The sequence below is a fragment of the Pantoea sp. S61 genome (assembly GCF_016625145.1).
In the GTDB taxonomy this organism is placed as follows: Bacteria; Pseudomonadota; Gammaproteobacteria; order Enterobacterales; family Enterobacteriaceae; genus Pantoea; species Pantoea rwandensis_B.
This window is the reverse complement of sequence record NZ_JACVUO010000006.1, coordinates 134,647-156,807: the sequence shown is the minus strand read 5'-3', so window position 1 is coordinate 156,807 and position 22,161 is coordinate 134,647. Positions and strand designations below refer to the sequence as shown.

At 55.5% G+C, this 22,161-nt stretch carries 20 protein-coding genes; 14 read left to right on the top strand and 6 right to left on the bottom strand.

Annotated elements, in window-relative coordinates:
* Positions 1-46: 46 nt before the first annotated feature.
* Positions 47-964, bottom strand: coding sequence for a ketopantoate reductase family protein (locus IAE30_RS14160; RefSeq protein WP_200680206.1), 918 nt, complete (start codon positions 962-964; stop codon positions 47-49).
* Positions 965-1,177: 213 nt separating this feature from the next.
* On the opposite strand from IAE30_RS14160, the gene fusA reads away from it, so the two are divergent.
* The 8 genes from fusA (at position 1,178) to IAE30_RS14120 (ending at position 12,313) form a co-directional block, all read left to right on the top strand.
* Positions 1,178-3,277, top strand: coding sequence for an elongation factor G (gene fusA / locus IAE30_RS14155; protein WP_200680204.1), 2,100 nt, complete (start codon positions 1,178-1,180; stop codon positions 3,275-3,277).
* A gap of 259 nt (positions 3,278-3,536) precedes the next feature.
* Positions 3,537-5,150, top strand: coding sequence for an ABC transporter substrate-binding protein (locus IAE30_RS14150; protein WP_200680202.1), 1,614 nt, complete (start codon positions 3,537-3,539; stop codon positions 5,148-5,150).
* Between the two features lie 217 nt (positions 5,151-5,367).
* A complete protein-coding gene (locus IAE30_RS14145; protein ID WP_038646074.1) occupies positions 5,368-5,883 on the top strand; it encodes a GNAT family N-acetyltransferase in 516 nt (171 codons plus the stop codon).
* Positions 5,884-5,912: 29 nt separating this feature from the next.
* On the top strand, positions 5,913-7,526 hold the full coding sequence (locus IAE30_RS14140; RefSeq protein ID WP_200680200.1) for an ABC transporter substrate-binding protein: 1,614 nt from the start codon (positions 5,913-5,915) through the stop codon (positions 7,524-7,526).
* A gap of 13 nt (positions 7,527-7,539) precedes the next feature.
* On the top strand, positions 7,540-8,532 hold the full coding sequence (locus tag IAE30_RS14135) for an ABC transporter permease (protein WP_200538226.1): 993 nt from the start codon (positions 7,540-7,542) through the stop codon (positions 8,530-8,532).
* Positions 8,529-9,362 carry an ABC transporter permease gene (locus tag IAE30_RS14130; RefSeq protein WP_200538227.1) on the top strand — a complete coding sequence of 278 codons (834 nt, stop codon included), beginning with the start codon at positions 8,529-8,531 and terminating at the stop codon, positions 9,360-9,362. The genes IAE30_RS14135 and IAE30_RS14130 overlap by 4 nt, the downstream gene beginning before the upstream one ends.
* Positions 9,359-10,963, top strand: a complete 1,605-nt coding sequence (locus IAE30_RS14125) for an ABC transporter ATP-binding protein (RefSeq protein WP_200538228.1) — start codon at positions 9,359-9,361, stop codon at positions 10,961-10,963. Before IAE30_RS14130 ends, IAE30_RS14125 begins: the two co-directional genes overlap by 4 nt.
* Positions 10,964-10,975: 12 nt before the next feature.
* On the top strand, positions 10,976-12,313 hold the full coding sequence (locus tag IAE30_RS14120) for an LLM class flavin-dependent oxidoreductase (protein WP_200680198.1): 1,338 nt from the start codon (positions 10,976-10,978) through the stop codon (positions 12,311-12,313).
* A 171-nt stretch (positions 12,314-12,484) separates the two neighbouring features.
* Here the strand turns inward: IAE30_RS14120 and IAE30_RS14115 are convergent, their stop codons facing one another.
* Both IAE30_RS14115 and IAE30_RS14110 read right to left on the bottom strand, forming a co-directional pair.
* Positions 12,485-13,270 (bottom strand): phosphate/phosphite/phosphonate ABC transporter substrate-binding protein, encoded by a 786-nt coding sequence (locus IAE30_RS14115; protein ID WP_370585594.1) that lies wholly within the window; start codon positions 13,268-13,270, stop codon positions 12,485-12,487.
* Positions 13,167-14,216 (bottom strand): fatty acid desaturase, encoded by a 1,050-nt coding sequence (locus tag IAE30_RS14110; RefSeq protein ID WP_200680194.1) that lies wholly within the window; start codon positions 14,214-14,216, stop codon positions 13,167-13,169. The genes IAE30_RS14115 and IAE30_RS14110 overlap by 104 nt, the downstream gene beginning before the upstream one ends.
* A 217-nt stretch (positions 14,217-14,433) precedes the next feature.
* Here IAE30_RS14110 and IAE30_RS14105 point away from each other — a divergent pair, with 217 nt between their 5' ends.
* The 3 genes from IAE30_RS14105 (at position 14,434) to IAE30_RS14095 (ending at position 16,241) form a co-directional block, all read left to right on the top strand.
* Positions 14,434-15,456, top strand: coding sequence for an LLM class flavin-dependent oxidoreductase (locus IAE30_RS14105; RefSeq protein ID WP_200680192.1), 1,023 nt, complete (start codon positions 14,434-14,436; stop codon positions 15,454-15,456).
* Between the two features lie 163 nt (positions 15,457-15,619).
* Positions 15,620-15,808 (top strand): type II toxin-antitoxin system HicA family toxin, encoded by a 189-nt coding sequence (locus IAE30_RS14100; RefSeq protein WP_034824653.1) that lies wholly within the window; start codon positions 15,620-15,622, stop codon positions 15,806-15,808.
* Between the two features lie 19 nt (positions 15,809-15,827).
* Positions 15,828-16,241 carry a type II toxin-antitoxin system HicB family antitoxin gene (locus IAE30_RS14095; protein ID WP_200680266.1) on the top strand — a complete coding sequence of 138 codons (414 nt, stop codon included), beginning with the start codon at positions 15,828-15,830 and terminating at the stop codon, positions 16,239-16,241.
* Positions 16,242-16,326: 85 nt separating this feature from the next.
* Here the strand turns inward: IAE30_RS14095 and IAE30_RS14090 are convergent, their stop codons facing one another.
* From IAE30_RS14090 to IAE30_RS14080, 3 genes are all read right to left on the bottom strand, one after another.
* Positions 16,327-17,154, bottom strand: a complete 828-nt coding sequence (locus IAE30_RS14090; protein ID WP_200680191.1) for a glycosyltransferase family 8 protein — start codon at positions 17,152-17,154, stop codon at positions 16,327-16,329.
* Positions 17,155-17,173: 19 nt separating this feature from the next.
* On the bottom strand, positions 17,174-18,556 hold the full coding sequence (locus tag IAE30_RS14085; RefSeq protein WP_200680190.1) for a D-arabinono-1,4-lactone oxidase: 1,383 nt from the start codon (positions 18,554-18,556) through the stop codon (positions 17,174-17,176).
* Between the two features lie 73 nt (positions 18,557-18,629).
* Entirely contained in the window at positions 18,630-19,271 is a 642-nt protein-coding gene (locus IAE30_RS14080) for a TetR family transcriptional regulator (RefSeq protein WP_200538234.1), read from the bottom strand.
* A gap of 211 nt (positions 19,272-19,482) precedes the next feature.
* Here IAE30_RS14080 and IAE30_RS14075 point away from each other — a divergent pair, with 211 nt between their 5' ends.
* The 3 genes from IAE30_RS14075 to IAE30_RS14065 are packed head-to-tail and all read left to right on the top strand — an operon-like array spanning position 19,483 to position 22,084.
* Entirely contained in the window at positions 19,483-20,310 is an 828-nt protein-coding gene (locus IAE30_RS14075) for a MetQ/NlpA family ABC transporter substrate-binding protein (protein ID WP_200538235.1), read from the top strand.
* A 9-nt stretch (positions 20,311-20,319) separates the two neighbouring features.
* Positions 20,320-21,447: a methionine ABC transporter ATP-binding protein gene (locus IAE30_RS14070; protein WP_200680189.1), complete on the top strand. Its 1,128-nt coding sequence runs from the start codon at positions 20,320-20,322 to the stop codon at positions 21,445-21,447.
* On the top strand, positions 21,428-22,084 hold the full coding sequence (locus IAE30_RS14065) for a methionine ABC transporter permease (RefSeq protein WP_200538237.1): 657 nt from the start codon (positions 21,428-21,430) through the stop codon (positions 22,082-22,084). The genes IAE30_RS14070 and IAE30_RS14065 overlap by 20 nt, the downstream gene beginning before the upstream one ends.
* The last annotated feature ends 77 nt before the right edge of the window (positions 22,085-22,161 follow it).

Genomic DNA, 22,161 nt, shown 5'->3' with positions numbered 1-22,161 from the left:
TTTATGCGCACCTGGCCCGAAAACCACAGCGGTTAACGTGGCGCAACTATGCGCTGCGATGCTGTAAATACACCTGCAAATTCACATACACCGCATTCAACAACGGCGTCACCACGCCACTGCGTGCGCCTCGCACCAGCAGATCACCAATCACCTGATCCGCTTCAATCTCATAACCCTGGGTTAAATCGCGATACATTGAAGAGGTCATCGCCACCTGAGGATTATTCAGCGTCTCATAAATCTTTGCCGTGACCGCTGGCCGTTCCTGATAGCCGTCTGCAGCAAGCACTGAAAGCACTTCAGTAAAAATCCCCTGCAACAAGGCTTCACCACCTTGAGACCGCAACACCTGCTGGGTATTACCCCGTGCGATGCAGCACACCGCCCCTAAGGTGCTTAGCAGCAGCCACTTCTCCCACAGTTCGCTGATGATGTTGTCAGCAAAGACCGTATCGAATTGCGCGATGTTCAGCGTCTCATCGACACGTTGCAGACGCGCATCATTGTGCCCATCGAGTGCACCGTAGTAGAGGATATGCAGTGGCGTCATCTGCACCACTTCACCTTGTTCACCCAGGGTGGCGTTGATTTTGCACAGGCCGCCAATCACCTTATCGCCAAAGCGTGCGCGCAGCGTATCGATATGCCGCATACCGTTGAGGATCGGCATGATCAGGGTTTCTCGCCCGACGGCGGGTGCGATATCCTCAATAGCCTGATCGAGCCCGAAGCTTTTCACCGTCAGAATGATCAGATCAAACTGGCCTGTCAGCTTGCCGGTTTGCGCCAGCTGCGGCTGAATCACTTCTGTGCCGCCTGGAGTTTTTAGCACCAGACCGTTTTGCTGCAGTTGCTGAAAACGGCGCTCGCGCACCAGAAAAGTCACATCACGTCCTGCTTGCGCCAGACGTGCACCGAAATACCCGCCGGTGGCGCCGGCGCCGACAACCAGAATGCGCATGGTTAGATTTCCCGTTGAGAGTGAGACCTTTACCATAAATCGCCTGGGATAAGCTTGCCAGCCCGTAAATGCTGAATCTATTGCAAGATTTTTTCGATGGCTAAAAAAGGCTCAAACTGTTCGTATTTACTCGTACAATAGGTCTATGCTGTTGCGCAGCGGCGGGCAATGGTGCTCGCCCACTTTTCCAGTCGAACAGACTAAGGACGCATCATGCCCCGACCCCTACCTATCGAACGTTATCGTAACATCGGCATCTCCGCGCACATCGATGCCGGCAAAACCACCACAACGGAGCGCATCCTGTTTTATACCGGAATGAGCCACAAGTTAGGTGAAGTGCACGATGGCGCGGCAACCACCGACTGGATGGCGCAGGAGCAGGAGCGTGGAATTACCATCACCTCTGCGGCGGTGAGTTGTTATTGGCCGGGAATGGATGGCAGCTTTACGCCGCACCGCATCAACATCATCGACACGCCCGGACACGTGGATTTCACCATCGAAGTGGAGCGCTCGATGCGCGTGCTGGATGGCGCCGTCATGGTGTATGACGCTGTAGGTGGCGTGCAGCCGCAATCGGAAACCGTGTGGCGCCAGGCCAACAAGTATCATGTGCCACGCATTGCTTTCGTTAACAAAATGGACCGCCAGGGCGCGGACTTCTTCCGTGTGGTGCAGATGATGAAAGATCGTTTGCATGCCAACCCAGTGCCGATTGTGATTCCGATTGGTGCGGAAGAGCACTTCGCGGGCGTGGTGGATCTCAACAAGATGCGGGCCATCTATTGGGATGACGCCAGCCAGGGCATGACGTTCAGCTATGCGCCGATCCCTGATGAGTTGCAGGCGCTGGCCGCCGAATGGCGTGAGAATATGGTGGCCGCAGCGGCAGAAGCCAGTGAAGCGCTGATGGATCGCTATCTGGAGCAGGGTGACCTCAGCGAAGAAGAGGTCATCGCTGGCTTGCGTCAGCGCACGCTGATTGGCGAGATCCAGCCGATGCTGTGTGGTAGCGCGTTCAAAAATAAAGGTGTGCAGCGCATGCTTGATGCAGTGATTGAGCTGATGCCTTCACCGCTGGACGTGCCGCCGGTTTCCGGTGTGAACGAAAAAGGCGAACACGATGAACGCCATGCTGATGACGATGAACCGTTCTCGGCGCTGGCCTTCAAACTGATGAGCGATCCCTATGTGGGCCAACTGACCTTTGTCCGCGTCTATTCAGGCGTGCTGCGCAAAGGCGACAGCGTGTGGAATGCGGTGAAAGGGCGTAAGGAGCGCATCGGACGTATCGTGCAGATGCAGGCTAACGATCGCATCGAAATCGAGGAGATTCGTGCGGGTGATATCGCTGCCTGTGTCGGTTTGAAAGAGGTGACGACTGGCGAAACGCTATGCGATCCCAATGCGGTGATCACGCTGGAACGCATGGAGTTCCCGGACCCGGTGATTTCTCTGTCGATTGAGCCGAAAACCAAGGCTGATCAGGAGAAAATGGGGCTGGCGTTGCAGCGTCTGGCCGCAGAAGATCCGTCATTCCGCCTGCACACCGATGAAGAGTCGGGCCAGACGATTATCTCCGGTATGGGTGAGTTGCATCTGGAGATCATCGTTGATCGCATGAAGCGTGAATTCGGTGTGGAAGCCAACATTGGTCGGCCACAGGTCACCTATCGCGAAACCATTCGTAAGACGGTTCGCGATGTGGAAGGCAAGTTTGTGCGTCAGTCGGGCGGTAAAGGACAGTATGGTCATGTAGTGCTGACGCTGGAGCCGCAGGCAGCAGGCGTCGGTTTTGCCTTTGAAGATGCCACCAAAGGCGGCGTTGTGCCACGCGAGTTTATTCCTTCGGTGGAGAAGGGGATTCGTGAAGCGCTGAACAGCGGCGTACTGGCGGGTTATCCGGTGGTAGACCTTAAAGCCACGCTGACCTTTGGTTCGTATCATGACGTCGACTCCTCGGAAATGGCGTTCCGCATGGCGGCGATTTTCGGTTTCAAAGCCGCGGCAAAACAGGCTGATCCGGTGATCCTTGAGCCAGTGATGCAGGTGGAAGTGGAGACGCCAGAAGAGTATGCCGGTGGTGTGATGGGCGATCTGTCCTCACGTCGCGGTACGCTGCAAGGCATGGACGAACGCTTTGGCGCTCGTATCATCCGTGCGGAAGTGCCGTTATCGGAGATGTTTGGCTACGCCACCACGCTGCGATCCATGTCGCAGGGCCGTGCCACTTACAGTATGGAGTTTGCGCATTACGCTGAAGCACCACGCAATGTGGCCGAGGGAATTATTGCGGCGCGTGCGGAGTAATTTTATCGGCGGCAGGGAAGCCGCCACTTAATGCCCTTTCAGATCATGACTCGTAAAGTACGCATGACAGCGCCGGATTGCAGATCACCATAAATAGCGACCTTACGGTTTTATTTCCCGCCTTAAATCATTTCATCACAACCTTTGCCACTATTGTCGTTTTACATTTATTTATCCGGATTTTAATAATTTAGCGGAAATTAAAATCAGACCGAAATCGGACTGATTAAAAATAACACCTGCTATCACCAAGGATAATATGAAAATAAATGCAATTTCTCTGGCACTGGGCCTCAGTTTGCTCGGCGGTGCACCTCACGTTGTTGCCGCCGATAAACCGGTGACCGGTGGCAGTTTGACGGTGGGCGTAGAAACCGAACCCACCACTTTTAACCCGCAGCTGAACGGCCAGGACAAAGCCGAAATCACACTGCGTAACTTCTGGGAATCGCTGTTGGCACGCCGTCCTGACGGCAGCTTTGTGCCCTGGTTGGCCGAAAGCTATCAGGTCAGCGAGGATAGCAAAACTTTCCGCTTTAACCTGCGCCGCGATGTCACCTTCTCCAACGGTGAAAAATTGGATGCAAACGCGGTGGCTGAAAACTTCCGTCAAACTCATGTGGCGCAATACTGCGCCGGCACCAGTCTGTGCCTGATGGGATCGCACATCGACAAGATTGAAACACCAGACGATAATACGCTGGTGATCACGCTGAAAGAGGTTTATTCGCCGTTCCTCTCCTTCGCCGCTGGCCTGCAAATCCTCTCTCCATCCAGTTGGAAATCATCGCAGTTGAAATCCGGCGGTCCAGAGATTGCGGGCACCGGGCCGTTTATTCTGCAAAGTTATGAGAAGGGCCAGCAGGTAACCTTCGTCAAGAACCCAAAATACCACTGGGCACCAGCCACCGCTAAGCATCAGGGGCCGGCTTATCTTGACCGTGTGACCTATCGCTTCCTGCCAGAATCCTCGGTGCGAACTGGCGCGCTATTGTCTGGCCAGGTGGATGCCATTGAAGGGATTTCCGGCAACGATGCCGGTGAGTTCAAAGACAACAGCGATTTCACCTATCAGCACGCGCTCAATACCGGTACGCCGTACTCGCTGTTCCTTAACGTCGAGTATGGTCCCACGCAGGATGTGAAAGTGCGTCAGGCACTGCTGCAGGGGCTGGAAATCGACCCGCTGCTGAAATCAGTGTATCGCGGTGAACGTACGCGCGCATGGGGCATTACTTCGCCAATTGATCCGCTGTATAACAATGAATTAGAAGGGAAATACGGCAATGACCCGGATGCAGCTAACAAGTTGCTGGATGAAGCGGGCTGGCAAACCCGTGACAGCGAAGGCTTCCGCATTAAAAATGGCGAACGCCTGCGCATTGAACTGATTCAGGCACAGGCCACGGTGCGTGACCAGCGTGACGTGTTGTTGCAGGCGATTCAGGCTCAGGCGCGTCAACGCTTAGGCATCGATCTTAAACTCAACTACGTGGATTCCGGAACCTACGCGGACGTGCGAAAAAGCGGCAAATTCGGCACCATTGCTAATTCCAACACGCCGACCGATGGCGTAGATATTGAGAATCACTATCGGCCGATAGCCCAGGGGGGTGCGATTAACTACAGTCGCGTCAACGATGCCAGTATCAATACCTTGCTGGATAAGGCGGCCGCAACGCTGGACCTGCAACAGCGCCGTCAGTTCTATAGTGAACTGCAACAGCGCGCACTGCCGCAGCTAGCCTTAGCGGTTCCGCTTTACGAACCGGAAGATCAATTGGCCACCGCCAGCTATGTGCACGGTTATGGGTTCCGCAGTTATAAACAGATGCCGGAAAGTGTTTACGATGTGTGGTTAAGCAAACACTGATCCATAAAAACGATTTGTAGCGGCATGATTTATTGCGCGTGTATGAAAAGCAGCTTTAATGCTCATCGGCGCGCGATAAATTTTGCCGCTATGCTGCATGCCGAATAATCGAGGGTGTTATTTCCCACAATTAACAAATCGATTGCCACTATTCTCGTTTTACTTTAATTCCCCGGATTTCAATAATTCCCTGAAGATTAATTCAGGAAACTCGCAGATGAGCCAATCTATTCAGGTCGCAACTCCCGACGATGCCGAAGAAATATTTGCCCTGTTACAACGGGCGTACGCCTCGCTGGTGGCGCTGGATGTGCATTTCACCATCTCGCAGGGCAACGTGGAGCAAGTGCGTCGTGTCATTGAACAGGAAACCGTATTGGTGCTACGCAAATGGAAGCGGGCGGTGGCGACCGTGACGGTTCGTTTTCCATGGCAGCAAGAAACGGATGCGCCTTCCTCTTTGCCGTTTATCCACTGGTTTGCCGTGGACCCCGATTACAAGGGGCAGGGCTATGGCCGTGAAATCATCAGCTACGCCGAAGACACACTGCTGAAACAGACACTGAAAGCACCGGGTGTTTATCTGGCGACGGCCACTAAACATCCGTGGCTGAGCGAGCTTTATCTGCGTCGTGGTTATCAGCCTTTCTATCATCGTACCAATGCGTTGGGCGAAGCGCTGGTGTTCCTGAAAAAGGAGTTCCACCCGCAGCCCATCGCCAATATTGCCTGATTTACCGCAGTTAAAATAACAGGGACATTATGAAAGCGAATTCAATCACGCTCGCACTGGGGCTAGCGTGCCTGCTGATCACGACGGCGACGTTGGCCGCAGAACAACCGCGCAGTGGCGGTTCACTCACCTATGGCGTAGAAACTGAACCGGCACCGTTAAACCCGCAGTTAAATGGGCAGTCAAAAGCTGAAGTCACACTGCGTAATGTGTGGGAATCACTGCTGGCGCGCCGCACCGATGGCAGTTTTGTGCCGTGGCTGGCGACGGATTACGAAGTCAGCCCGGACGCGAAAACCTATCGATTCACGCTGCGTCCTGACGTCACTTTCTCGAACGGTGAGAAACTGAATAGCCGCGCGGTGGCGGACAACTTCCGCCAGGTTCAGGATCCAAAATACTGCGCCGGAACCAGCATTTGCGCCCTGAGCGCACGCATTGCCAGCGTTGAGACACCCGATAACGACACCGTGGTGATCACCCTAAAAGAGGGTTATGCGCCATTCCTCTCGTTTGCCGCAAAGCTGCAGATTCTGGCTCCCGCTAGCTGGCACTCCCCACAGCTCAAAGCGGGCGGTAAAGATATCGCCGGGACCGGACCTTTTATCATCGAAAGCTACGAAAAGGGGCAGCAGCTCACGCTGGTGCGCAATCCACACTACCACTGGGCTCCGGCGACTGCACATCACCAGGGTCCAGCATATCTGGAACGGGTGACGTACCGCTTCCTGCCAGAATCCTCGGTACGTACCGGCGCGTTGCTTTCCGGACAGTTGGATGTGATTGAAGGCATCTCGGGGAATGATGCCAGCGAGTTTAAAGACAGTGCGGATTTCACCTATCAGCACGCCCTCAACACCGGTACACCCTATTCGTTATTTCTCAACGTGGAGTATGGCCCTACGCAGGATGTGAAGGTGCGTCAGGCGCTGCTACAAGGGTTGGATATCGATCCGTTGCTGAAGTCGGTGTATCGCGGCGAACGCACCCGTGCATGGGGCATCACCTCACCCGTGGATCCGCTCTATAACAACGATCTGGAAGGGCAGTACGGCAACAACCCGACGGCGGCCAATAAACTGCTCGATGAGGCGGGATGGCAAACCCGTGATAGTGACGGTTTCCGCACCAAAGCGGGCCAGCGCCTGAGCATCGAAGTGATTCAGGCACAGGCCACGGTGCGCGATCAGCGTGATGTGCTGCTACAGGCGATTCAGGCACAGGCGCGTCAACGTCTCGGTGTCGAAATCAAACTGCGTTATGTCGATTCCGGCACCTATGCCGAGGTGCGTAACAGCGGCCACTTCGGTTCTATCGCTAACTCAAATACCGAAACCGACGGTATCGACATTGAAAACCACTACCGCCCGGTCAATGCCGGCGGGGCGATCAACTACAGCCGGGTAAATAGTCAGGAAATTAACGGCTGGCTCGATCAGGCTGCCGCCACTCTGGATATCAACCAACGCCGCAAGTTCTACAGCCTGCTGCAGCACTACGCACTGGCGCAGCAGGCTTTGGCGATTCCGTTGTATGAACCGGAAGACCAGATTGCGGCAGCCCGCTATGTACACGGTACAGGTTTCCGCAGTTATAAGCAGATGCCGGAGAACGCTTACGACATCTGGCTAAGTGACCATTAATCAGGAGGCGAAGATGAGTCTGGAAAGCATCGTAACCCGCGCACCACGACCGCGTAAGCCGGCCCTTTGGCGCGGTGAACTGTCGCGCCGCATTATCGGCCGCTTGCTGGGAGGTGTGCTGGTGCTGTGGGCTGCCGTCTCACTGGCCTTCCTCGGTGTGCATTTAGCACCCGGTGATATCGTCAGCCTGCTGATTGGTGAGCAGGTACGCACCCCGGCGATTGAAGCGGCGATCCGAGCCGAATGGGGGCTGAACGAGCCGCTGTGGTGGCAGTATCTGCACTACCTGTGGCGAGTACTGCACGGCGATTTTGGCCGTTCCTACATGCTCAATACAGAAGTCAGCCATCTGCTGGCGACCCAGCTGTGGCCGACCATCAAGCTCACGCTGGCGGCACTGCTGGTGAGTATTATTTTCGCCGTGGCCGTTGCTGTGGGAACGGCACATCGCCGTATCGGGCGCCGTGTTGCCAACAGCGTTGAGCTACTGCTGGCGTCCACGCCTTCTTTCTGGATGGGCATCGTGTTGCTGTTTATTTTCAGCTTCACGCTGCGCTGGTTCCCGGTGGCTGGCGATCGATCGTTATCTTCACTGGTGTTGCCGGCGCTGGCGCTGGGACTGGCACAAGGTGCGGTGGTTGCACAGCTGCTGCGACGTGAACTGGAGCGCGCTTTGGATGCCCCGTTCACACTGACACTGCGCGCCTGGGGCGTGTGGGAAACCACTATACGTTTACGCCATGCGCTGCGGCATGCCGCATTACCGGCGGTGACCTTAACCGGCTGGCTGGTGGGGGGCTTACTGAGCGGCGCGGTGATCACGGAGCAGGTGTTTGGTCGCCCAGGCCTCGGCAAGCTGACCGTTGATGCCGTGTTAGCCAAAGACCTGCCCGTGGTGCTGGCGGTGGCGATTCTCTCGGCGCTGATCTACGTGGTGATGAGTACGCTGGTCGATATTCTGTCGTTGTGGATCGACCCGCGTCTGCGTGGGGAGAACAAATCATGATTGCCGCATTGCAAAGGCTACCCGCCACATTACCCAGCGCTGTCTGGCTGGCACTGCTTTACCTGGTTTTACTCGCCATCGCGGTAATAGCACCAGGTGTGCTCACCCACAGCGATCCGCTGTTAGCCGATCCGGTCAATGCCCAGTTGCCACCTTCCGCCACACATTGGCTGGGCACCGATCAGCTTGGACGCGATCTGCTGACTCGCGTCATTTACGGTAGCCGCTATTCGCTGTTGATCAGCGTAGCCGCCATGGCCCTGGCGGTGGTGTTTGGCACCTTACTGGGTCTGCTTGCCGCGCTGGCGCGTGGTGTGATCGATGAGCTGTTAAGCCGCGCGGTGGACGTGATCTCTGCCTTTCCGGATCTGCTGCTGGCACTGATGCTGATCGCCTTTACCGGACCGGGCACCAATAATCTGATCATTGCACTTGGTGTGGCGTCGGTGCCGCGCTTCGCCCGCGTGGTGCGTGCACAAACCTATACGGTGATGACCTCTGGGTACGTCGAGCAGGCGCGCACATTTGGCTTGTCACGCTTCACTCTGATCACTCGCCATATTTTGCCACATGCCATCGCGCAAGTGCCGGCATTAGCCACGTTGGGTCTCGGCACTGCCATTATCGGCACCGCCGGGTTGAGCTTTCTCGGCATGGGGCCGCAACCGCCGACTGCTGAATGGGGCTTGATGCTGGCGGAAGGGCGTAACTATCTGCGCAATGCCTGGTGGATTGCCGTATGGCCGGGGGTGTTTATCACCCTGACAGTGATTGCGGTGAATACGCTGGGCCGCTATTGGCAGGCCCGTTTTGAAGGGAGAAGCACATGAGTCAGCCATTTATTGATATTCAAAATCTCAGCATTCGCTTTGGCCCGCAGCAGGTGGTGAAAAATCTCAACCTACAGGTGTGGCCGGGTGAATCGGTGGCGCTGGTAGGGGAATCTGGATCGGGTAAAACCCTGACCGCACGCAGTTTGCTTGGCCTGTTGCCCGAAGGGGCGGAGATCAGTGCAGACCGCTTCATGATTGATGGTCGCGATATGCGCAAGGCTAACCGCGCTGACTGGCGCGCCCTGCGCGGTCGGCGCATCGGCTATGTATTGCAGGATGCGCTGGTTTCACTCGATCCGTTGCGCCGGATTGGACAACAGCTGAGCGATGCACTGAATGCCGCTGGGCATCGTGAAGGGATTGAGGAAAAGAGTCTGTCCTTGCTGAAAGCGGCAGGTATTCATGATGCCGAGAGTCGCCTGGCGCGCTATCCGCACCAACTCTCCGGTGGCCAGCGCCAGCGCGCGTTGATTGCCACGGCATTGGCGGGCAGTCCGATGCTCTTGATTGCTGACGAACCCACCACCGCGCTGGATATGACCGTGCAGCGTCAGATTTTGCAGCTGCTGGCACAACGCCGTCGCGAGGGTCATGGCCTGCTGCTGATCAGCCACGACCTGGCGGTGGTGGCTGAGCTGGCGGATCGTGTGCTGGTGATGCGCGATGGTGAAGTGGTGGAGCAGGGTGAGAGTGGCCCGCTGCTGCAGCGCCCGCAGCATGCCTGGACGCAACGCCTGTTGCGCGCGGTGCCCACACCGGCCACCCGTGGGTTGCGCCTGAGTGCCGCAGAACCCACGCCGCTGCCGCCACGTCCACAGCCGGGTCATGCACCGTTGCTGCAGGGCATTAACCTGAATAAAGCCTATGGCGATCGGCAGGTGCTGAACAACATCAATTTCACACTGCATGCCGGGGAAACCTTGGGTGTGGTCGGAGAATCTGGATCGGGCAAAACTTCGTTAGTGAAAGTGGTGATGGGCTTAACCGAACCCGACAGTGGCACGCTGCAACTTGAAGGCGAACGCTGGGACCGCCTGCCAGAGAAAGCCCGTCGCGCACGTCGTGCTCGCTTACAACTGATCGCGCAGGACCCGTTCAGCTCTTTCGATCCACGCTACACGGTCGAGAAAATCATCGGTGAAAGTCTCGACAGCGTGGGGATTTATGGCGACGCACGACGTCAGCGAGTGCGGCAATTGCTGGATGAAGTGCAGCTTGGCGATCGCTTCCTGCAACGCTATCCACAACAGCTGTCAGGTGGGCAACGACAACGTGTGGCGATTGCCCGCGCCTTCGCCCCCAATCCGGCACTGTTAGTGGCGGATGAACCCGTCAGCGCATTGGATGTGTCGGTGCAGGCACAGGTGCTGGATCTGCTGGCAGAGATGCAGGCCGAGCATGGCACCGCACTGCTGTTTATCTCTCACGACCTTGGCGTGATCCAGCATCTGGCGGATCGCGTGCTGGTGATGCAAAACGGTCAAATCGTCGAGAGCGGGGCGCTAACGCAAGTCTTTGCCGCCCCACAGCATCCGTGGACACAAAAACTACTTCAGGCGCTGCCGGTCATCCCTGACTGGCAGCCCGCACACGTATAAGAGGAGCACGACATGAGTCAGACACAACGCCAGCTGCGGTTAGGCGCCATCATCCAGGGTGTATCCGGCAATATGTCCGCATGGCGCCATCCTGACGCGGTGGCGGATGCCAGCATCAATGTGGATTACGTGCTGGATCTGGCGCGCAAAGCCGAACAGGCAAAGATCGATTTTCTATTCGTTGCCGATGGCTTGTACATTACACCCCAGTCGATCCCGCATTTCCTTAACCGCTTTGAGCCAATAACGCTGCTCTCGGCGTTATCGCTGGTGACGAAAAACATCGGCTTAGTGGCGACACTTTCCACCTCGTATAGCGAGCCGTTTACCGTAGCACGTCAGTTTGCCAGCCTCGATCACCTCAGCCATGGGCGCACGGGCTGGAATGTGGTGACTTCCCCGCTGGAAGGTTCCGCGAAAAACTTTTCCCGTGCGACGCACCCTGAGCACGATGAGCGCTACCGTGTGGCCAGCGAATATCTTCAGGTGGTGAAAGGGCTGTGGGACTCGTGGGAAGAAGGTGCTTTTGTGCGCGACAAAGCCAGCGGGCAGTTCTTTGACGCGAGCAAACTGCATACTCTGAATCACAAAGGTCAATACTTTGCGGTTCAGGGGCCGCTCAACGTCGGGCGCTCACCGCAGGGACGCCCAATCGTTTTTCAGGCAGGCGCTTCGGAAGCGGGGAAAGCTTTTGCAGCAGAAGCAGCGGATGCGATATACACCCGACAGGAGAAGCTGGCGGAGGCACGCGAGTTTCGTGAAGACGTGCGCCGTCGTTTAGTGGCGCGTGGTCGTGGTGCCGACGATATCCGCGTGTTCCAGGGCATCAGTGTGATCATTGGTGCAACTGAAGCGGAAGCCGAGCAGCGCTACCAGCAAACCGCAGAACTGGTGACCATCGATAAAGCGCTGGAGTATCTGGGGCGCTATTTTGAACATCATGACTTCAGCCAATATGCGCTGGACGAACCCTTCCCGGAGATTGGCGATCTCGGTGAAAACAGCTTCCGCAGCACCACCGATAAGATCAAACAGAATGCCCGTGAGCGCGGTTTAACCTTGCGTCAGGCCGCGCTAGAGGAAGCCACTCCGCGTCCGAGTTTCCTCGGCACTGCACAGCAGGTGGCAGACGGATTAGCGCAGTGGTTCCTTGCAGGTGCAACCGACGGCTTTATCGTACGCGGCGGCACACCGAATGCCTTTGATGATTTTGTTGAACAGGTGATCCCGCTGCTGCAGGCGCGCGGTATTTACCGCACCGAGTATGAAGGGGAAACCTTGCGTGCGAACCTGGGCTTAGCCGAGCCAGCAAACCAGTTTGCCGATCAGCGCCGTCAGCACGTGGCGTAAAACTCTGTTAAAGCGCCGCCAGCACGTGGCGTAATACTCTGTCAAAGCGCCGTCAGCAAATGGCGTATTACTTTGTCAAAGCGCCGCACAACCCGTAGCGGCGCGATTTATCGCGCATCATTTAACCGCAGAGCACCAGACAGACGACACATCTCGCCGCTAACCCTCCTATCACAACGCCGTCACACCGTATTCCGCTGCCTGATCTTCCCACGCTTGCACCTCATCGTAAAACGCCCGTTCTGGCACAGCAAAACCGCCGATCAGACTCTGTGCCAGCAACGGCTGATACTTCTTATCCGTAGTGAGTTCGGTCAGGGCGCTGCGCAAATGCTCAAGGGTGGCGGCATCTGTTTTCGCGGAGGTGATCAGTGGCAGGGCGGCGCACAGCGGGGTTTCGCCGATGATCTCTAACCCGACCAGTTCTTCAGGATGGTGAGCACGCAGCAGTGCCCAGGTGATGCAATCGATCGCCGCAATATCCGCACGCTGTTCACGCAGCGCGGACAAAGACTGACGATGACTGCCACTCAGCAGCGTCGTACTAAAGAACGTGCCAGCGCGAGCCAGTGGGGCGATCACATAGCGCAGTGAGTTATAGCCTGAGTGCGAATCCTCGCTGTTGCACACCGCGCGGCGACCGCGAAAATCACGCAAAGTGAGATTCTCATCCTCCTTACGCGCCACCAACCAACTGCGATAGCGTAATCCCTCGCAACCCTGTGCGCTGGATTGAAATGCCCCAACCAGTTGCACATCAGGCAGCAAAGCGACCAGCGGATAGCCGCAGGTCTGGCTCAACAGCACATTATCATCGCGCCAGTGGGGTAAGAGATCGGTGTGCCACTCAACCTCAGCCAGCACGCCGCGATGGGTCAACAGCGTCGTTAGCGCTGTGGTCAGGCCAAGCGTCGTCGGGTGATGGATGTCGTACATTGGCAATGAAATGATTGGCATGCTGTGCATCCTTGTGCGTTCCCGGATGGGCGTTTACATCGACCGGTTTGCGCCAGAAGCGCAGCAACCACCCGCCATAACCGGCGACGCGGAAACCGTGATTGCGCTGATGGTAGCCGTCGCGATACAGCAAATAGACTTTGCGCAGGCCGTACCATGGCAAACCGGGCAGATCGTGATGTACAGAATGATAGTTGAGATTCAGAAATAGCAAACGCCACGGCCACGCGGCTTCGTTGTTAACGGAACGTGCCAGCGGGGCCTCTTCTGCGCGATGCTCGTAAAAGGAGCGTACTTTAGTCAGTGCCAGCGCTGGATAACTGACCGCAACCACAAACCATAGCGGCGACAATCCTTGCTGCTGCATCCAGTAAAAAAGCCCAGCGAGCAGCGTTAAATGAATTACCCACATTGAAACCGCGGCACGGTCCCGCGCCAGCATCATGATTTTCAGCGTAGCCACGATATCCAGCAACGGTGCTAACAGCAAACGACCGGGAAAGGTATTGCGCATATGGATGACGCGCTGTTGCCACGGTTTGAGCTGCGCCCAGCGTTCCGGTGACAGGTAATAGGTTTCCGGGTCGTCATCCGGTTCGGTCAGAGTGTGATTACGGTGATGGGCCAGATGCGAATCACGATACAGCCCATAGGGGTACCACACCGCCAGCGGCAGGGTGCCGAACAACTGATTGAAGCGTGGCCAACGCGTAGGGTGGCCGTGGATCAATTCATGCTGGAGCGACATATACCAGGTGGTCAACACGATCAGCAGCAGGGTGGTGACGAACAGTCCCAGCGTTTGCCAAAAAATGACACAGGCAAACCAGCCGCTATAGACGGTCACGATTAACACCCAAGTGGGCAACTCGCTGCGCCACAGCCAGCTCCGCGCCAGTTGATGCACCACTGCGCGCTGCTGGGTGTTGATATAGTCGTTTGCCATGCGGATACCCTAAACCTGCAAAACCGGGAAATTCTGCGCACGATGATTGATCACCGTGATAAACACAAAGACCGTGTTTTTATGACTTATGCAAAAAAGTTGATGAAGCGCGCGAAAACTATTGGCTATCAGTCACCTCTTGCGTGGCGTAACCTTTCTCCATCGAAACGTAATGCATCACGTGCGGGCCAGTGCGGCCCCCCTGGAGAATTTCACTATGAAAAAGATTGGCTTCTTGTCCTTTGGTCACTGGACCCCGTCATCGCAGTCAGCGACCCGTTCCGCTCAGGATGTTTTACTGCAATCCATCGATTTAGCCGTGGCGGCGGAAGAGTTGGGCGCGGATGGCGCCTACTATCGCGTACACCACTTTGCGCGTCAGTTAAGCTCGCCTTTCCCACTGTTGGCGGCAGTCGGTGCCAAAACCAACCGCATTGAAATAGGTACTGGCGTGATTGATATGCGCTATGAGAACCCGCTGTATATGGCGGAAGATGCCGGTGCGGCAGATCTGATTTCTAACGGACGCTTGCAGCTGGGATTAAGCCGCGGCTCCCCGGAGCAGGTGATCGAAGGCTATCGTTACTTTGGTTTTAACCCGAAAGAGGGCGAAACTGATGCCGATATGGGACGTCGCCATACTGAGGAACTGCTGGAAGTGCTGCGCGGTGAAGGTTTTGCCAAACCGAATCCGCAGCCGATGTTCCCAAATCCGCCGGGCCTGCTGCGTCTGGAGCCGTTCTCAGAAGGCCTGCGTGAGCGTATCTGGTGGGGCTCCGGCTCAAACGCGACATCAGTTTGGGCAGCACAGCAGGGGATGAATCTGCAAAGCTCCACACTGAAGGATGATGAAACCGGCGAACCGTTCCACATCCAGCAGGCGAAACAGATTCGCGCTTACCGTGAAGCCTGGAAAGCAGCTGGGCACCAACGTGAACCGCGTGTTTCAGTGAGCCGCAGTATCTTTGCGCTGACCAACGATATCGACCGTGCTTACTTTGGTCGCAGTGGCCAGGATCAAGACTCTGTGGGCTTCCTTGATGAGAAAACCCGCGCCATCTTTGGCCGTAGCTATGCCGCAGAGCCAGAGCTGCTGATTAAACAGCTGGCGCAGGACGAAGGGATTGCCGAAGCGGATACGCTGCTGCTCACTCTCCCGAACCAGCTGGGCGTGGATTACTGTGCACATGTGATGGAAAGCATCCTGACCCATGTAGCACCTGAGCTGGGCTGGCGTTAAACCTTAAAAGGCGCACTTTTTGAAGTGTGCCTTTTCTTAACCATCACCTTAATCAGTATATCAATCTAACTTAAATTAAAAGATAACTCTGGTAACCCCGAATATTGCAATTTAGGGTTATTGGAGTTATCTTTCTGCTTTCAGGACGAAGCAGAGAATGGACATGGATAGCAGGTCATTAATGGCTGAGATCAAGGCCGATGGTTGGGAGCTGATTCGGATTAACGGTAGCCATCATCATTTTGTGCATCCTACCAAGAAAGGTCTGGTAACGATTCCGCACCCCAAAAAAGATCTGCCGATTAAGACGGTAAAAAGCATCCGTAAACAGGCCGGGCTTGCAGTTCATTAAACTGAGAGAGGTATTCCTTATGTTCTATCCGATTGCGATTGAAGCGGGTGATGAAAGCACGGCGTTTGGTGTCACGGTTCCTGATTTACCTGGCTGCTTTTCAGCCGGAGATACGCTGGAAGAAGCGGTAAAAAACGCGAGAGAAGCCATTATTGGTCATCTGGAATTGATGGTTGAGTTGGAGCAGGATATTCCCGCGGTTTCAGAGTTAAAAAGCGTGATGAAAAATCCCGCCAATACAGGTTATGTTTGGGTGTTGGTAGAAGTAGATGTCACACGCATTTTAGGTGGTTCAGAGAAGATTAATGTCACTCTGCCGAAGTTGTTAATTGACCGGATTGACCGTTGTGTCGCTACCCATCCGGAATTTAAAACCCGTTCAGGTTTTCTGGCTCAGGTGGCACTGGAACGAATTGCCAAAACTCGCGAGTAAACTGTTGGCAAATACGGGCCTCCGCATTATTGCAGAGGCCCGTATTTGTGAGCCGCATGCCTCAGGCGTTTCTGAGGCGATAATGTTAATTAACCCCTAACTCCCACCACAGCTTATCCAGCGCATAATAGCGGTCGCGCTCGCTTTCGGGTTGGTTGAGGTCGCGTTTCCATGGCTTAGCCAGAATAAAGTGCAGATTCTTCACTTCATCCTCTTGCCACATCGCACTGTGCTGGAATGGCAGTGTTTTCAGCGCGTTGTAGATATATGGCAGCGGCAGCCAGCGATGCTCAAACACTTCATTAAGCAAATCCTGTTCAGAGAACGGATAGCGGCGTAAATCCGTGATGGCCGCAACTTTTTGCTGTAGCCAGTTAAACACCTCTTCATTCGGTTCAAGCACCAAAAAGCCGCCATTCAGATAACGGTCAAGGCTAGCCGGTGCCGGCTCACCGCGATCCTGCCACGTATAGTGACAGTTCTCCGGTTGCCAGCTGGCAGGATAACTGGCGATCTTGTTGGGATTGCAGCGGCAGGCATGGCAGGCGGCCAAAGCGTGATCGCCCAGATCCAGCGTAAACAGCTCATCCATATTACGCAGCACCAGCATATCCGCGTCGAGAAACACCACGCGCTCGCAGCCGGTCAGTTCCCAGGCCCGCAGCTTGCTCCACACTTCGCCGAATTGAGCAGAAGCGTAGTGCTGCTCCAGGTCGGCGCTGGGCATCAACGGCTCAACCGGGTGAATCACACATCCTAATTCCTGTAAGGCTTCACGCGTTTCGATATCAATTGCATCGGTGACCATGACAATTAACGGCCATTTCGTTTCGCTGCGTTTTAGCGATCGGTGCAGCGCTTTTACGCCGATAAAATAGTCCGGCTGCGTCAGCAGTGTTACCCATGCATACATAATTTCTCCCCCATAAAAATCAATCAAATAGTGCCGTAATATAGTCATTGCTAAAACGATGCTGCGGATCCAGCCGCTCGCGCACCGCGCGGAAGGCATCCCACTGTGGATAGATCTCCCGCCAGCTGTAGCGCTGTGGATCGTAATATTTGCCCCAGTGCGGTCGCCCACCTTCTGCGGCCAGCAATTTCTCCACTTCGGTGAGGAAGTGCAGGCCTTCCTGGGACAGCGAACCGTCATCGGCGTAATAGACCACGAAGCCAAAGAAGCAGGTCGGCTGCTGATAAGCCGGGCTGAGCCAGGCTTCGGAAGCGCCGGTGCAGCGCAGGATAATGGGGTAGTGCATGTGCGGATGATTCTCCGCATACCAGGCTTTGATTTTGCTGATAATCTCCGGGGTTCTGTCCAGCGGCACGCCAATTTCAACATTGATTTGCGGCACGGCAATACCGCGACAAAACAGCTGGTAGATATCGCCGCTCAGGTCGGTGAAATCGCGAAAACGCGTTACCGTACGGAACTGTTTGCCGCCTTTACCTTCGATCTGCGTATCACGATGCATGTGCGCCAGCGTCTGATCGATGGTGTCATTCAGACTGCTGTCGGTATCCTCGCCATGCTCGATCACCTCGCCGCCATTGGCGTGCCACGCCTGAACATCTGCTTCACTGGCGGGGTTGGCATTCCAGACGTGCATCAGGTTGTCATCCACAAACCACCAGGCTTTGCTCAGCTCATATTGTTGATTCCAGCGCGGCAGATCCTGCTCCAGGGTATCGGCAGACACCGCGAATTTATGGCAGGTAAACAGGCGAAATGGCTGGGTACGCAGCGTTATGGCGGTCACAATCCCCAGCGATCCCAGAGACGTCTGTGCAGCAGGAAAATCTGCTTCACCCCGATGAAATTCTCGCACGCGGCCATCAGCCATCACCATGCGGATGCTTATCACTTCATCCGCCAGTGAACTCTGGTCCAGTCCCTGGCCGTGGGTGCCCGTTGCTATCGCGCCCGCCAGCGTCTGCACGGATATCACGCCAGGCGAACAGCCTAACATGCGATTGCGTGCGGTGAGTGCGTCGAACACCTGCTGCAGCAGCGTGCCTGCCGCGAAAGTGATGCTGCTCTCATCTTCTCCCAATACACCTTGCATGGCGCTAAGATCGAGTAACAGATCGTCGCCATTCACACACAGCATGCGGCCGGGTGACAAACGGCTGCCGATGACGCGCACTTTGCCTTTTGACGAACTCAGCAGCTGTTGCAGTTCGGCTTCATTTTGTGGCTGATGGACTTGCTCACGCTGGCCCACCACGGTGTTTTGCGCCCAGTTCCACAGGGCACTCTCGTGCTCGGTATTTTGCGGGTTGCGGAGGGGATAAAGGAGGGAATCTCTATTCACTACGGCGTTCCTTATGCTGAGGTCTGTGACGGTCCCAAACTTTAAGCGTAGACCATCACAGCACTGCTCAGTTTTAAGGCGCCTTGCAGATGTAGCGCAGCGTTGCGGTCACGGCCAGTTGGCGGTTACGACGGATGCTATCCTCTTCCGTATCTTCTGGGGTGAACAGGAAGTGGAAGGTATAGCGGTTGGCGACGTGGTGCACACAGATACTGCTTAGCAAGCGGTGTACATCCACGGTATTCAGGCCATCAATGAAGATGCCTTGCTGTTGGCCGCGAGTCAGGATGTCATCCAGCAGGTCCAGTGTACTTTTATTCAGTGCTTTGATGCGCTCGGACTGCACGATGTAACGTCCGCGCAGCAGGTTCTCAGTGCACACTAAACGCATGAAATCCTGATGAGTGGCGTGATAATCGAAGCTGGCTTCGACCAGTTTAATCATCGCCTGCTCGGGCTCCATCTTTGCCAGATTCAGCCCGGTTTCATGTTCGCGAATCGCCTGATACACCTGCTCCAGCACCTCAATATACAGCTTCTCTTTATTGACGAAGTGGTACACCACCATGCGTTTGGTGGTTTGCGCATGTTCAGCGATCTGCTCAAGGCGTGCACCCTGCATGCCAAACTCGGCGAAGGTCTTTAGGGCACCGGCAAGGATGCGTTTTTTTAGCCCTTCCGGGTCATTTTTACGTTTCGTTGTAGTGTCCGACATAGCGCTCAATACAGGTCAATCAAAACGGCATGGTATCACAGCCACCCTCTCACTTGTGGCGATGCGAGCGGCTGCGCGTCTTTATTCTTTTCAGGAATAGCATTCCCGAATAAATCATAATGCAGGAATAAGCATCTGCGTATACTGCGGCTAACTGTTCATCACAACAGTCGATTTTACCTGACGCAATAATAACGATTAGGAAATAACTATGCACACACGCCTGGCCTCTGCCAAAAATAAATTTTTGTTAACCGCTGGCGCTTTGCTGCTGGCTAGCACTACCTTAGCACCGCTGTCACTGGCGCACGCCGCCGATAAAACCTCAGTGAAAGTCGGCATCATGAGCGGAGAGGATGAAGACGTTTGGCGCGAGGTGATCAAACAAGCCGCTGCTAAAGGATTAACGGTGAAAACCGTGATTTTTAACGACTACAACCAGCCAAATGAGGCACTGCAAAACGGTGAAGTCGACGCCAATGCCTTCCAGCATCAGCCGTTCCTCAACAACCAAATCAAAGTGAATCATTATGATATCGTGCGCGTGGGCGATACCGCTGTATGGCCGATTGGCCTTTACTCGAAGAAAGTGAAGAAGGCGGCTGAGCTGAAAGACGGTGCCGTAATTGGCGTGCCAAACGATCCCTCCAATGAAGCGCGTGGTTTAGTGCTGCTGGAACAGCAAGGCCTAATCAAGCTGAAACCGGGCGTCGGTATTGCCGCCACCACCGCGGATATCACCGCCAATCCACATCACCTGCAAATCAAAGAACTCGACTCGGGCATTATTGGCCGTTCAGTACCGGATCTGGACGCAGCAGTGGTGAACACCGACTGGGCATTGAAAAGCGGCTTGACGGCTGACGACCGCATTGCGCAAGAACCGGTGAAGGACAATCCTTACAACAACTTTATCGCCGTAAAGAAAGAGAACGTGGGCGCGCCTTGGGTGAAAACCCTGGTGTCCTCGTATCAGAACGAGGCTGTTAAGACCGTGTTTGACAAGGTCTACAAGGGCACTGGCGAAACGGCCTGGTAAGGATTAAGCATGACGATTTTCTCAGGAGCCGAAGCACCCTTTAGCACGTTGACGCGTGGCGTGGTAGAGAATGCACAAGACCGTGAACGCTTTGCTCGCGAAAGCGGCAGTGTGGTGCGCTTACAGGGTGTTTCACGTCGCTTTGGTGAAACCCAGGCGCTGCGCGATATTTCACTGACGGTGCAGAAGGGTGAAATTCTCGGCCTGATCGGCCGCAGTGGTGCGGGCAAATCGACGTTGATTCGCTGTTTGAATGGACTCGAACAACCTGACGAAGGCGTCATTGAAATCGAAGGCCGGAAAATTACCGGCCTGTCGGAAAAACAGCTGCAATCGGTGCGCAGCCGCGTCGGTATGGTGTTCCAGCACTTCAATCTGCTGTCGGCGAAAACCGTGGCGCAGAATGTGGCGCTGCCGCTGAAAATAGCCGGTCTGGATAAGGTGCAGCGTGCACAGCGCGTGACGGAACTGCTGGAACTGGTCGGTCTGGCGGATAAGGCGCATCACTATCCGGCGGCGCTGTCGGGCGGACAGAAACAGCGTGTCGGCATTGCCCGCGCACTGGCGGCAAGCCCGGCGCTGCTGCTGTGTGATGAAGCAACCTCTGCGCTCGATCCTGAGACCACCCGTTCCATCCTCGCGTTGCTGAAATCGCTCAACCAAAAGCTGGGCATCACTATTCTGCTGATCACTCACGAAATGGAAGTCATCAAGTCGGTGGCACACCGCGTGGCGGTGATTGATGCGGGTGAGATCATTGAGCAGGGCCCGGTGTGGCAGGTGTTCGCCCATCCGCAATCCGAACTGACACGCACCTTGTTGCGGGGTTTGCTGCCGCAGCTACCGGAAGCGTTGGCCGCACGTGTTACCGAGCAGAGGCAAGGCGAGGCCATCTACAGCGTGCACTTTGCTGGCGAAGACGCGCAGGGTGACTTGTTGACACGATTTGCAGCAGCGTTGCCCGGTAAGTTCCGCTTATTACAGGGCGGCATCGACCATATTCAGCACTACGCCGTAGTGCGTTTCTTTATCGCGCTTCCGGTCGCCAACGTGTCCGATGAGCAACAGATTCTCAGCTGGCTGCGCGGGCAGCAGGCGCAAGTGGAGTTAGTCGGTTATGTCGCCAGTGATGATTGATTTATTGCTCAACGCGTTGGGCGAAACGGTATTAATGACGCTGATTTCAGGATTGTTTTCGCTGGTGGCCGGTTTGCCGTTGGGGCTGATTCTGGTGATGACCAGCCCAGGCGGTATTGCGGAACATCGCGGCATTAACCGGGTGCTGGGGCTGGTGATCAACGGTTTTCGTTCGCTGCCGTTCATCATTTTGCTGGTCGCGCTGATACCTTTTACCCGCTTTCTGGTCGGCACGTCACTGGGGACCTGGGCGGCGATTGTTCCGCTGTCGATCACCGCAACGCCCTATTTTGCTCGCGTGGCAGAGGTCTCGCTGCGTGATGTGGATCGCGGTCTGATTGATGCGGTGCGCGCAATGGGGGCCAGCAAGCTACGTATCGTCTGGGATGTCCTGATTCCTGAAGCGCTGCCCGGCATACTCTCGGGGTTTGTGGTGACGCTGGTGGCATTGATCGGCGCATCAGCGATGGCCGGGGCGATTGGCGCGGGCGGATTAGGGGATTTGGCGATTCGTTACGGCTATCAGCGCTTTGAAACTTCTGTGATGATTGCGGTGATCGCTGTGTTGATTGTGCTGGTGTGTGGCATTCAGTGGGTTGGCGATCGGCTGGTACAGCACATCGATAAGCGACACTAGTTTTGGTGCGATACAAAGCCAGGCTACCGATGTTTAGGGGCTGCGAATCGTAGCTGATGTCCAGCATGCTAAGCATT